The organism is Novosphingobium sp. P6W, assembly GCF_000876675.2.
Lineage (GTDB): Bacteria > Pseudomonadota > Alphaproteobacteria > Sphingomonadales > Sphingomonadaceae > Novosphingobium.
On sequence record NZ_CP030353.1, the window covers coordinates 315,713 to 328,308 of the forward strand.

Sequence of the window (12,596 nt, forward strand, 5' to 3'; positions counted from 1 at the left end):
ACTAATAGCAATCGCCTTGCGAACCATATATGTACGGATCGTACATTAAAATCTACCGAGCAGAGCGGCTTCTGCCAATAAGAAACGTGAGCTTTGAGAGGATAAAAGGATGCGCGCATATTTGGTCATCGCGGTTGTCTCCGCAGGTCTGTCCGCCGGTGCAGGGGCGCAGGCGGCTGCACCGCCAACGGCTGCAACCGCGCCGAATACCATTGCGGCCGCGCCGCGATACACAGCCGAGGATACCGATATCGGCACGCTTCTGGACGACCCGGAAGCCAAGGCAATTCTTGCGAAACATCTCCCCGATATCGTCAACAGCGACCAGATCGACATGGCGCGAAGCATGACTCTCAAGGTCATCCAGCAGTATTCGGCCGACCAGATCACTGATGCGAAGCTGGCGGCGATCGATGCCGATCTCGCCAAGCTATCGCCCAAGAAGTGAACGGCAGATCCGCGCAGTTGCCAAGGCAGCCGCACGAATTCCGGGCCCGCTGCCGATCGCTCTCCCATCTTCGCGCCGAACACTGACAAGGATTACATCAGCAATGGATGCTCCGCTATATCCACCCGCGCGCGCGTTCGTGATGCCGCGGCGGCTGCCCGGATTGCTCGATACCAAGGACACGGCCATCGCCGACCTGAAGGCGATCCCCCAGGCATGGGCCGTCGTCAAGGCGGAGATCCCCAATGTCGAGGCGCGCGTCGGCAATGAAATGATCAAGCCCCATCTCGGCAACTTCTCGTTTCGCTCGCTCCTCCAGTTCGGCGTGGTGAAGTCCGATGCCCTCGATCGCATCGATCAGAAACTGAAGGCGCTTGGTGAACGGTGATGGCAAGCGACTTTCTTTCGACACCCAGAAGAAACGTGCTCGTTATGGCTGCAGTGACGGCCATGGGCGGCATCGCCATCAAGGCCGGTGCGGCACATTCGCAAGGCCGGCCAGCCGCTGAACCCGGCGGACGCCGCCAGCCCTTCGACGAAGACTGGCGTTTCATGCTCGGAGAACAGACCGGCGCCGAAAACCGGGCGTGGGACGACACCGGCTGGCGATTGGTCGACCTGCCGCACGACTGGAGCATCGAGGACCAGCCCGGGCAGACACCCGGCGCCGTTGTCGGACCGTTCGACAAGCGCTCCATCGGCGGGACCGCGACCGGCTTCACCAACGGCGGCGAAGGCTGGTATCGCAAGCATTTCCGGGTCGATTCCTACCCCTCCGACGCCCGGATCGAGATCGTCTTCGATGCTGCCTACCTGAAGACGGATGTGTGGCTCAATGGCCGAAGCGTGGGCGGCAGCGTCTCGGGTTACACGCCATTTGCGCTGGACCTGACGCCATACCTCGATCGGTCGGGCGACAACGTGATCGCCGTGCGCGTACAGAATCTCGGCCGCAACAGCCGCTGGTATTCGGGTTCGGGCCTCTATCGCTCGGTGGAACTAGATGTGCTTCATCCAACCTCCAGGGTTGAGCGTTGGGGCGTTACGGCCTGGACCAGCAAGCTTGAAAACGGGCGCGCCGTGGTAGACCTATCGAGCGAGGTGGTGGGGCCCGAGAAAGGCGACATCCTCATATCCCGCCTCGTCGAGCCGGACGGCCGCATCGCAGTGGAGGTCAGCACGCCAGCGACGACGGTGACCAGGCAGTCACTGCACCTTCGCGGCCCTCGCCTCTGGTCGGCGGCGCGCCCCGAACTCTATTCGCTGGAAACCGAACTCGTTAGAGCCGGGGTCGCCCTCGACCGTCTGGTCCAGCCTTATGGCATCCGCATCGTTGCCTTCGACGCGGCGAAAGGAATGACGGTCAATGGCGAGCGGGTGAAGCTCAAGGGCGGCTGTCTTCATCATGACAACGGACTGCTGGGGGCCTGCGCCTACCCGAACGCGGACGAACGCCGCTTGCGCCTGCTCAAGGCGCGTGGCTTCAACGCCATTCGATCGTCGCACAATCCGTCGTCCCGCAGCTTGCGAGAGGCCTGCGACCGGCTCGGCATGTTCCTGATCGAGGAGGCGTTCGACGCCTGGCACATTGGCAAGGAACCCCAGGACTTCGCCCAGCAGTTCCCCGAGCACTGGCACACGGTGATCGACGCCATGGTCCGCTCCGCCCGGAACAGCCCTTCAGTCATCATGTGGAGCATCGGTAACGAAATCCCGTTCCGGTCCACCGACGAAGGCGTCAAATGGCAGTGGACGCTTGCCAACGCCGTCAAGCACCTGGATCCTACCAGACCAGTCACCGCCGGGCTGAACGGTGTCCTTGGCGGCCAACTGATAGCCGAAGCCGATACGGCGCGCCCGGGCCGTGCCGGAAAGGTGGACAATGCCTCCACCGTGTTTCTGGAAGTGCCTGGATACAACTATCGCCTCGAAGACATCGCGGCAGAACAAGCCGTCCACCCGGAACGCGTCGTCTACGCATCCGAGACGTTCGCGCGGGATCTCTACGATTACCAAGCCTTGCAGGACGAGGAGCCGTACTTTCTGGGCGAATTCCTCTGGACAGCCATGGACTACCTTGGCGAAGCGGGGATCGGAGCCACCGCCCGCCTGAAGAACGGCGCGTACCCGATCTATCTCCCCGGCTTTCCCTGGGTCAACGCCTGGTGCGGCGACATTGACATCATCGGCGAGCAAAAGGCCTCCTCGCTTGCCCGCGACGTCGTATGGGGCGTCAGCGGTCTGGAAGTCTCGGTTCAGCGGCCCGGTCCGGAAGGTACGTTCGCATACGTTTCCAATTGGGGCTGGCCGGACGAACTGGCAAGCTGGAGCTGGCCCGGGTCCGAAGAACGGATGCTTGGCGTCGTCGTGCATGCCGCAGGCGACACGGTGGAAGTCCATCTGAACGGCAGGCTTGTCGGGTCGAAAGGGCTTGGCCCTTCCGATCGCCGCCGGGCCGAGTTCCAGATTGCCTATGCCCCCGGAAAGCTGGAAGCCTTCAGCTACCGCGACGGGCGCCGCATTGCCCACAAAGTGCTCGAAACGGTGGGTCCTGCCGCGAGCGTTCGGGTCGTTCCGGAACGCAGCGAAGGGGGCGCGGGGCGCGGCGCATTGAGCTATTTCCGGATCGAAATCGTCGACGCACAGGGCCGCGTCCTCCCCGATGACCAGCGGCGCGTCGACCTGGCCATCGACGGGCCAGCCTCCCTGGCCGCCTTCGGTAGCGCCAACCCCCTAGCAACAGGGTCCTTCCAGTCCGCTAATGCAGAAAGCTATCGCGGCCGGGCGCTGTTGATCGTTCGCGGGAACGGCCAGCGCGGGACGGTGAAAGTCCACGCCAGAAGCGCGGGGCTCAAGGCTAGCCGGGTGACCGTCACCATGGCGTGATACGTGTCAACACGCGTGCGCACCCATCGGCGGACTATGACCGTGGCGGTTGTTACCCTTCTGCCGCAGGGCTTCAGCGCAGTGGCCCCCACCGACCGCCAGATCCATGCGCCTCGTCACCAAGCGGATTTGCCGGCGACAAATATGTTCACCGCCTGATCGAGGCAGAGTTGTGCAATCGCCGCGTCGTCCGCCTGCCCGGAGTCCTCAAGGTAGCGATGAACACCGCCGATCATTCCGAGAAAAAGTTCGGCAATCAACCGGGGGTTGGCAGCCGTCACACCAGCCTTCGGACCAAATTCGCGGATGTCCTTCTCGATGACGTCGAGCATGCGCGTCACGCGGATCGTCTGCATTTCTTCTGCCACGGCGCGGGCCGTTCCCCAGCATTCGCGGATCAATTCTCCGAACGAGCGGACTTCCGGGTCCCGGCTCCAGCGAGTGATCGACCGAGCGTAGTGTTCCAGCCGCTTGTCGAGAGTGTCCCCGCGATTAACGGCGCGTCGGTCGGAGACTGCGGACCATGCCGCCACCCGTTCATGCAGTACCGCGCGGAGCATCGCGACCTTGTCGTCATAGCGCTGATAGAGCGTAGCTTTCGTCACGCCCGCCCTGGCGGCGATCGCGTCCATCGTCGTTGCCGTGAAGCCGTGGGCAAGGAAACTCTCCCTTGCAGCCTCAAGAACACTGCGGTCGATCGCCTCGGCCTCTTTGCGCGAGGGCCGGCCACGCGATCTTTGAGCCCCGCCGGCAACAGCCGTGGCTCCGCTTACGCCGTTTTCGCCTGTCGCCGCTGCCATCTCGCCCTTCTGTCTGCGCCTTCGCCCGTTGTTCGCCGGAATAACCCTGCCGGGCAAGCGCCACTGCGATATAATCATACCACCGGTATATTAAATTGACGCCGCACGCCTCTCTGGCGAGTGTCACGACACACAGCGCACACGGTCCATTCAACAATGCGCTGAAAAACGGTTTGGGAGAAAAGGATGAGTTCGCCCCTGTCCAGGCCAACCGCGCTCGCGAGCATTTTCGCTCTCGCGGTCAGCCCCTGCGTGCCCGTGAATGCTCGGGACTTTATCGCCGCGCCGGCGAAGATGCCGCGGATCGGCGAGATCGATGCCCGCTACCAGGCATACAATCTCGATCTTATCGCGATCACGGGAATGCCACCCCCCGCCGCCAAGCCCGACGCGAAAGAAGGCAGCGACGCCCGCGTCGATACGGTGATGAGCGGCGTGAAGCTAGAACGGCCGCTGGACCTCTATAATCGGCGCATTCGTACCCTGGCCCGCGCGCTGGGCCCTGCTTATCTGCGCACCAGCGGAACCTCGGCCAACTCGGTCTTCTTCCAGGATGACGATAAACCCGTACTAGCCTCTCCGCCGACCGGCTATAACACCGTGCTAAGCCGCGCGCAGTGGAAGGGCGTGATCGACTTCGCCCGCGCAGTCGATGCAAAGCTGCTGATGTCCTTCACGGTCAATTCCGCCGTTCGCGACGCGAAGGGAACGTGGACGCCGCTGCAGGCCGCGCCTCTGGCGGCGTATACCCGCCGCATCAAGGGCGAGATCGATGCTGCGGAACTGTTCAACGAGCCCAACCTTCCCAACTACGGCGGCGCGCCCAAGGGGTACGACGGGGCCTGGTTCGCCCGCGATCAGGTTGCCTTCCGCGCCTTTGCGGCCCGCACGCTGCCGAAGATGAAGATCGTGGGGCCGGGCGACGTCGTTGTCGCCAACCTTCCGCTGCCAGGCAATCTTACTGCAGCGGATCTGCTGGCGGGCGATCCGAAGCCCCGGTTCGATGTAGTTTCCTATCACTTCTACCCGGCCGTCGCACCGCGGTGCGCGCCGCCGAATACCCCCGTCAGCACCACCCCTGAACTATCGATGACCGACCCGTGGTTTGCGCGCACGGAAAAATCGCTTCTCGATCACAAGGCACTGCGGGATCGTTATGCACCTGGCGCGCCGATCTGGAACACCGAGACTGCGGGAGCGGCCTGCAGCGGCGCGCCCTGGAGCGCGACTTTCGTCGATACGTTCCGCTATGTCGACCAGCTCGGCCGCCTTGCGAAGCTGGGCGCCAGCATGGTTTTCCATCAGACGCTCGTCGGCGGCAACTACGGTTTGCTCGAACCTGAAACCTTTGCCCCGCGCCCCAACTACTGGGCAGCGCTGCTGTGGAAGCGTCTGGTCGGGACTACCGTACTTGGCACCGGCAGTTTCGAAACGCCCGGGCTTCACATCTACGCCCATTGTTCGCCGCAGCGCAAAGGCGGCGTCACGCTCGTTGCAGTCAACGCAGGCCGCAAAGAAGAGGCGTTGCAGGCCGGAGCCGACGCGCAGGTCTACACGCTGACAGCACCTGAGCTTCAGGGCAAATCGGTTGCTCTCAACGGACGTACTCTCGAATTGGGTCAGGGCGACAGGATACCCGATCTGCGTCCGCAACTCGTGGCGGGCGGCGCCGTCAAGCTGCCGGCTACCAGCATCAGCTTCGTGCAAGTTCCGGGCGCACAAAACCCGGCCTGTCGGTGAGCCGGAAAGGGCAAACCATGCAACGCGGGAAATTGAGGCCGGGATCGCTCCGACTGCTTATCATCCAAAGGCGCCGGGTCACTCTGGCGGCGGCGGTGGCCCTGTTCGCCGTTGTGGGGTCTGGACCGATTGATGCACACGAGAACCGCGCCCTGGCGGGATACGCCCTGCTTGGACCGGATTTCGCCAGTGGCAAAGTCGATGCCGGGCTCAAGGAGGCAGTCGAATCCCGGGCCCGCACCTTCCTGCGGCAGAAACCGCGCCCTGCCACTCACATCCACATCGAAGGCATCAGTTCCGGCCAGGCGCATGCGCCGGGCGTCACTGCCCAGGCTGCGGCAAGCACAGCACAGATCGAGGCGGACAAGAGCAGTCTTCGCGACATGGAAGCAATGTTCGATCTGGCTCTGGCCTGGCGCCTCTCCGGCGAAAAGACCTTTCTACGGCAGGCGATCCGTTACATCGACGCCTGGGTTTCGGTTTACGAACCCTCATTCAATCCGATCGACGAGGGACGCTTCGACAAGCTGATCCTTGCCTATGATCTTGTCGAGCGCAGCGCGCCGGCCGCCACCCGCGCAAAAGTCGATTCATTCCTGCGGAAGATGGCGAGCGGATATATCGCGGCGATGGAGACCGGCGACGTGCCGATCAAGCCGACGCTAACAAACAACTGGCAAAGCCATCGCATCAAGCTCGCGACCCTGGCCGCCTATCAGATCGGCGATGCCGGGCTCATCACACGCGCGAATACCCTTTTCGAACGGCAGGTCGAAGCCAATCTCAGGCCCGATGGATCGACGCTCGACTTCGCGCAGCGCGACGCGCTTCATTACGTGAATTACAGCCTTTCCTCTCAGCTCATGGCTGCACTAGCCGCCCAGTCCCATGGCGCGGACTGGTACGGCTACCGAGGAAGCGAAGGAAGGAGTCTCCCGCGCACGCTCGATTGGCTTGGCGTGTTCGCCAGCGGACAGCAGTTGCATGTGGAGTTCGTCAAATCGGTCGTGCCCTATGACCGGCAGAGGGCCGCCGCCGGCGGGTCGACGTACCAGAACAAGCCTTGGGATCCGGCGACATCGCAACAGCTGTTCGCGATGGCGGCCAAGCTCGACCCGAAGTTGCAACCGCTCGCGGCGCGGCTGCACGCGCAGGCGGCGGCGAGGCCCGGCCTGGCAATCGACGAGACCGGTCCAGGCGAATGGCTCGCAATCCTGAATATGGAACCAGTGCGATGAACTACGACGATAGCCGGTTTGGCCGGCGGAGCTTCATGGCTGGATCGGCCCTTGCCATCGGCGCGGCCTCCTTTCCCGCGTTCGCAGCTTTGCCTGCGGAACACCTGTCCGTTCGCATCCGCTCGCGCGAGGATGTGGGCCCCCTGCCCCATATATGGAGCTGCGTCGGTTCCGACCGCGCTGCCATCACTCTAAGGGAAAGCTGGCGGCAGGACATTGACCGCGCCAGACAGGAAATCGGGGTCAGGCAGGTGCGCTTTCATGGCATCCTGAACGACGAACTCGGTGTCCTGACCAGATATCCGCAGCATCGCTCGGGAACCGCCAACTTCCACAATGTCGCCGAAGTGTACGACGGCCTGGTGGATCGCGGTCTCTCGCCCTTCGTTGAGCTGAGCTTCATGCCGAGCGAACTGGCATCGGGAACGGCGCAGTTCGGCTTCTACAAGGGCAACATCACGCCGCCCAAGTCGTTCGAGGCCTGGGGCGCGTTCATCGGCGAATTCACCCGCTTTATAGTCGGCCGATATGGCATTGATACAGTTGCCCAGTGGCCGATCGAGGTCTGGAACGAGCCTGATCTACCGTTCTTCTTCACCGGCAAGCAGGCCGACTATTTTCAGCTCTACAAGCATGCTGCCGTCGCCGTGAAATCGGTGTCACCCCGCCTCCAGGTAGGAGGCCCGGTGACTTCGGGCGCCAAGTGGCTTCCGGAATTCCTCGACTTCTGCACAAGCGAAAACGCACCGGTCGATTTTGTCTCCACGCATAGCTACGCCGGGGAAATGGGCGCCAAACGGGACGGCCCGCGAATGTCCGTGAACGATGTGATCCCCGCCGCCATAAGGGGCGCGCGCCAGACCATCTCGGCCAGCCGGCATCCTGACCTGCCGCTCTATGTCAACGAATGGTCCGCCGACAGCCCCGCGATGATAGCCCACGTTCTGACCCAGGCTTTGGGCCAGGCGCAGATGATGTCTCACTGGGTACTGAGCGGCACTTACGAAGAACTTGGCCCGACCGACTATCTGCTTCAGGACGGCGCGATGGGCTGGGCCCTGCTCCTGCGCGGCATCCCCAGGCCCGGCTACAACACATACCGCCTGTTGCACGCGCTTGGTTCGCGCCGTCTCCTTGCGGACGGACCAGCTTTGGCTTCACGCAGGGAAGACGGATCGTTCGCCGCGCTTGTCTGGAACCTTGCCGAAGTGCCTCAGGCCGCCGGCATTCCCGGAGCGGACGCCAAACGCGATGTCGTCGGCTCCGGCAAGCGGATGGTCGTAGCGATCGAAGGCATGAAGCCCGGCCAGAAAGTGCGCGTTACGCAGGTCGACCAGTTCCGTGGATCACCTTTTCCCGCCTGGCGCGCAATGGGTTCGCCCAAGCTTCCCACCAGTGCGCAGATCGCGGCCTTGCGCTCTGCGGCGGTGCTGCCTGCTGCAGTGCTTTCCAGGCTGGATGCCAATCGCCAGTTGACGCTCGATCTGCCTGCCGAAGGGGTGGCTCTGATCGAGAGCGCTTCGGGCCCGTCGGTTTAGCTCGCGCAATATATCGCGGCGAACTGCCCTAATCGAAGTGAACCAAACCCATTCAATCCATGGCGACGTAAATTGCTATGCAAAATGACTTCCATTCAGCGAGCGATGGATCGAACGGTCGAAATGTCCGCCTAAAAAATCATTTCTTTTCAGGCTAAAGTCCACCGCTCGGCTGAGGAACCAATCACCGTCGGTATACTGTATTTTCAATTTCCGCCGATCTGTTGGCATCGCCTCTCTTAAACAAAACATCGCCACAGCGAATACATTCCTAGGTGGTAACTGCCACAGGCAGAGAAATTGACTCCGCACAGATCGCGTTAGATTAATCAAACGAAGCAAACAAAAAAAAGGGAGGGGATTATGAAACTTCATGGGCTTTGGCTGTGCACGGCCGCCATCACAGGTTACACGGCGCCGGCGATGGCGCAGGACGCATCCGCAAGTGTTTCAGGGGCTGAAGCAGCGGACGTGATCATCGTTCAGGCGCGCCGCCGTGACGAAGATGTTCAGGATGTACCTGCTGTAATCGATACGGTAACATCCGAAGAAGTCGGCAAACTCAATCTACGTGACTTCAAGGAAGTCTCGTCGATCGTCCCCGGTCTTCAGCTTACCACCGAATCGAACGGTACCGGTGGCAATGCGCGCCTGCGCGGCGTCAACTTCGACATCACCGCAAGCGGCAATAACCCCACGGTCGAATTCTATTTCAACGATGCACCGATAACCGCCGGCGTCATTCTCCAGCAGATGTACGACATCGGTCAGATCGAAGTGCAGCGTGGTCCGCAGGGCACCTTGCGCGGACGCGCCGCCCCCTCTGGTTCCATCACCGTGGGCGCCAAGAAGCCGGACCTGTTCTCCTTTGGCGGCGTGGCCGACATGACGGCCAACAACATCGGCACGCTCAACTTCAAGGGCGCGCTCAACCTGCCTATCATCGAAGGTGTTGCCGCTATCCGTGCGGCCGGTGTCTGGGATGAAAGCGACGGCGATCGCGTCCGCCCGATCGGTCCCGGCCGCGATCCCTTCGCACGCACCAAGAGCGGCCGTATTTCGGCTCTCGTGCAGCCCACCGACTGGTTCAGGGCCGAAGCGCTTTACCAGCGACTGGACCGCGTATCCTATGCCTACGACCAAGTCGCCTCGTTCAACGAGGTCAATTCCAATGCGCCGGCCAGCCCGGTCTACATCTCGACAGCTGATCGCCGCTCGAATCAGGAGGACCCGCGGGTCATCCGCCAGGTGTACGACATCTACAACTGGCGCGCCGAAGCCTCTGCGCTGGGCCAGGTCCTGATCTACCAAGGTCAGCACTACACGCAGAAGATTTCGTCGACGACGAACCAGGACGGCGCCAATTTCTTTCCCGGAGATATTCTCCAGACCACGTATTCCCACCCTTCCTCGACATCGCATGAAGTTCGGCTTCAAAACGACAGCCGCCTCTTCGGCTTCATCGACTACGCAGCCGGCTATTTCGACTACAAGAACAGTGCGCCGACCGAGCTTACAAGTCCCACTGCCCTTGGCCTTCCGAGCGGGCGTCTCATCACGGTCGTCTACACACCAGTGGAGCGCCGGGGCAAATCGCACGAGAAGTCGTTCTTCGGCAATCTCACCGCACACATCGGTGCCGATACGGAAGTATCGGGCGGGCTGCGGCATATCGACTACACCTCGACAAATGCCACGATCGTCAATGGCAGGACAATCGCAGTCGATGGTCAAGACGCCAAGAAGTGGATCTACGCTGCTTCGGTGAAGCACAACTTCACACCAAGCCTGATGGTCTACGCCAGCACAGGTAGTTCCTGGAGGCCCGGGATCAATGTGGTGGGCGATTTCAACCTCGCCCAGTCAGCCCTCGAACAGAGCTTCGTCAACCTGCCGGCTGAAACCTCGAAGTCCTACGAGGTTGGCTTCAAGAGCACACTGTTCGGCGGCAAGGTCCGCGCGAATGTCACTGCATTCCATCAGAAGTTCAAGAACTACCCCTACCGGGTAGGTGGCCAAGGGGTGTATTTTGTAAACACCGTGGCCGTGCGCAACGCCGCAGGCGCGGTGACAGGAACCGCGCAGCAAGTGTCACAATTCAACTTCGTCGGGGCGGTTCCCGTCGAAGTAAACGGCATCGAGGGCGATGTCTCGCTGAACGTGACCGACAATTGGTCAATCAGCGCAGTCGCCGCTTACTCGCTGGGCAAGATCAAGAACGGAACCGTTCCTTGCAACGACCTCAACAACGACGGCGTCCCCGACAACGTGACCTCAGCGCCTACGTTGCCCGTGCTGCAAGGTGCGGTCGGCGCAAACAACCTGGCCGCATGCCAAGTATCACAGCGATCGGGTTTTCAGTCGCCATTCAGCGCGACGGTGACGAGCGAATACACCCTGCCAGTGTCTGACAACGTCAATGCTTACTTGCGTGGATTGTTGAGCTTCAATGGAAATTCGCGGACTGACCCGGTCAACAGGTTCGATGACGTAAGCTCCTACGGCCTCTTCAACGTATTCGCTGGCATTCGCGATCCCAAGGGAACGTGGGAAGTCTCGTTGTTCGCCAAGAACCTCTTCGATACAACCAAGACGCTGTCGCGAACCAATCCGCAGTTCACGTCCTATCTCATCCCTATCAGTGCCACCACCCAGATCGCCGCCACCGCCACCGGCACGTACACGGGTGTCACAACCACCGCGCCGCGTGAATTCGGCCTCAATGTTCGTTACGCATTCGGTTCGCGATAAACTTTACGGGGGTACGCTCCTCCGGACCATCCAACCTTGGCGGGCGCTCTCAGAACGCCCGCCAAGGTTAGGCATTTTCGGCCGATTTTATCATCAGGCAGGGCCGGTAACGAAGCAAAGTGCGTCGGCAGCCTGCTGCGCAACCAGCCCCGTTTGACGCTGCGGCAGGACAAGGATGCCGCTCACGAAATGCAGACGATCGGTCAGCGCCGCCATAAAACTGAATAATACGAACGGATCGTGGAAGCTGCTCTTTTCGGTATATGAGCCCACTATCGGCGGGTCGCGGTCTTCGAGGGAAGGCTTCACGACGTGGTCCGGCACCATGATATGGTCGTAGCCAAGATCCTCGATGGCACGGACGAACCTGCGCACGTCATCCGGGTTACCGGAAACCTCGGTGCTGGGAAATGCTGCTCCGAGCTTCATCGCCGCAACGCCGCCATGTCGGATTCGCATTCGACCACGGTGATGAACCGCGTCTTCGACCGGTCGAGAAAGCGCTCTTCGTCGCTGGCGACGCCGTCTGGCAGCTCGTCTTGGGGAACACTGCCGGCGACCCGTTCAAAATCCGCGCGGTTGTCGAACCAGACCTCGGTTATGACGTCGTATGGGAAGGCGTCAGGGTCTCCGTTTGATGCAGGCGACAACCCCTGAACATAGCGGCGAAAATAGCGGCTGACGCCCACCTTCGACGCGATCTGCTCGCCGATGCGCGCATGAACGGTCTCGTAGTATTCGCGGAACGCCTCGGGCGAGATGTCGGAACGCCGCGCCATGAAGCCGATGAATTTGTAGACTTCGTTGCTCATGATCGTCTCAGATCCTCAATGGGTGTTTCGCATTCGGTCAGGGTCGCGATCCTGAACGAATTGCGATCGAACAGGTTCATTTCATCTTCGATGATATTGTCAGGCATGATGTTGGTGGTGATGTAGTCGAGCGTCGTCAGGTAGGTGGCTTCCTGATCAAACCACAGCTCGGTGATGACGTCGAAGGCCATTTCCGCCGCCGGCCCCGTTTCCGGGTGCGGCTGCGGCGTGATGTAGCGACGGACGTAGCGGATTACCTGCCCGCTATATCTGGCGCACAGCGGTGCGTGGCTGTTTTCGTAGTAATCCCGGAACTGCGCGACGGAAATGTCGCCGCGGCGCTTCATGAACAGCAGGATCTTGAAGATGGTGTCCACCATGAC

General features: G+C 61.4%; 11 protein-coding genes. 7 read left to right on the top strand and 4 right to left on the bottom strand.

Going from position 1 to position 12,596, the window contains the following annotated elements:
* Positions 1-109: 109 nt before the first annotated feature.
* Genes TQ38_RS17840 through TQ38_RS17850 form a run of 3 tightly spaced genes read left to right on the top strand, consistent with a single transcriptional unit; the run spans position 110 to position 3,334 of the window.
* Complete coding sequence (locus TQ38_RS17840) at positions 110-448, top strand: hypothetical protein (RefSeq protein ID WP_043978176.1); 339 nt, start codon at positions 110-112, stop codon at positions 446-448.
* Positions 414-836 (top strand): hypothetical protein, encoded by a 423-nt coding sequence (locus tag TQ38_RS17845; protein WP_162792279.1) that lies wholly within the window; start codon positions 414-416, stop codon positions 834-836. The genes TQ38_RS17840 and TQ38_RS17845 overlap by 35 nt, the downstream gene beginning before the upstream one ends.
* Before the next feature lie 44 nt (positions 837-880).
* A complete protein-coding gene (locus TQ38_RS17850) occupies positions 881-3,334 on the top strand; it encodes a glycoside hydrolase family 2 TIM barrel-domain containing protein (protein ID WP_162792280.1) in 2,454 nt (817 codons plus the stop codon).
* Between the two features lie 116 nt (positions 3,335-3,450).
* Here TQ38_RS17850 and TQ38_RS17855 read toward each other — a convergent pair whose 3' ends face one another.
* Positions 3,451-4,212 (bottom strand): TetR/AcrR family transcriptional regulator, encoded by a 762-nt coding sequence (locus TQ38_RS17855; protein ID WP_082057860.1) that lies wholly within the window; start codon positions 4,210-4,212, stop codon positions 3,451-3,453.
* Between the two features lie 108 nt (positions 4,213-4,320).
* Here TQ38_RS17855 and TQ38_RS17860 point away from each other — a divergent pair, with 108 nt between their 5' ends.
* The 4 genes from TQ38_RS17860 to TQ38_RS17875 all read left to right on the top strand — a co-directional run bounded on the left by TQ38_RS17860 (position 4,321) and on the right by TQ38_RS17875 (position 11,401).
* Positions 4,321-5,874 (top strand): hypothetical protein, encoded by a 1,554-nt coding sequence (locus TQ38_RS17860; protein WP_043978178.1) that lies wholly within the window; start codon positions 4,321-4,323, stop codon positions 5,872-5,874.
* A 95-nt stretch (positions 5,875-5,969) separates the two neighbouring features.
* Complete coding sequence (locus TQ38_RS17865) at positions 5,970-7,112, top strand: alginate lyase family protein (RefSeq protein WP_162792281.1); 1,143 nt, start codon at positions 5,970-5,972, stop codon at positions 7,110-7,112.
* Positions 7,109-8,650 carry a glycosyl hydrolase gene (locus tag TQ38_RS17870; RefSeq protein WP_043978179.1) on the top strand — a complete coding sequence of 514 codons (1,542 nt, stop codon included), beginning with the start codon at positions 7,109-7,111 and terminating at the stop codon, positions 8,648-8,650. The genes TQ38_RS17865 and TQ38_RS17870 overlap by 4 nt, the downstream gene beginning before the upstream one ends.
* A gap of 363 nt (positions 8,651-9,013) precedes the next feature.
* Positions 9,014-11,401, top strand: coding sequence for a TonB-dependent receptor (locus tag TQ38_RS17875; RefSeq protein ID WP_113941990.1), 2,388 nt, complete (start codon positions 9,014-9,016; stop codon positions 11,399-11,401).
* A 93-nt stretch (positions 11,402-11,494) separates the two neighbouring features.
* Here the strand turns inward: TQ38_RS17875 and TQ38_RS17880 are convergent, their stop codons facing one another.
* Genes TQ38_RS17880 through TQ38_RS17890 form a run of 3 tightly spaced genes read right to left on the bottom strand, consistent with a single transcriptional unit; the run spans position 11,495 to position 12,593 of the window.
* Positions 11,495-11,830, bottom strand: coding sequence for an LLM class flavin-dependent oxidoreductase (locus tag TQ38_RS17880; RefSeq protein WP_052505902.1), 336 nt, complete (start codon positions 11,828-11,830; stop codon positions 11,495-11,497).
* The gene (locus TQ38_RS17885) at positions 11,827-12,213 is read right to left on the bottom strand and encodes an EthD domain-containing protein (RefSeq protein WP_043978183.1); all 387 of its coding nucleotides are present in this window, start codon (positions 12,211-12,213) and stop codon (positions 11,827-11,829) included. Before TQ38_RS17885 ends, TQ38_RS17880 begins: the two co-directional genes overlap by 4 nt.
* Complete coding sequence (locus tag TQ38_RS17890; RefSeq protein ID WP_043978185.1) at positions 12,210-12,593, bottom strand: EthD domain-containing protein; 384 nt, start codon at positions 12,591-12,593, stop codon at positions 12,210-12,212. Before TQ38_RS17890 ends, TQ38_RS17885 begins: the two co-directional genes overlap by 4 nt.
* Positions 12,594-12,596: the final 3 nt, after the last annotated feature.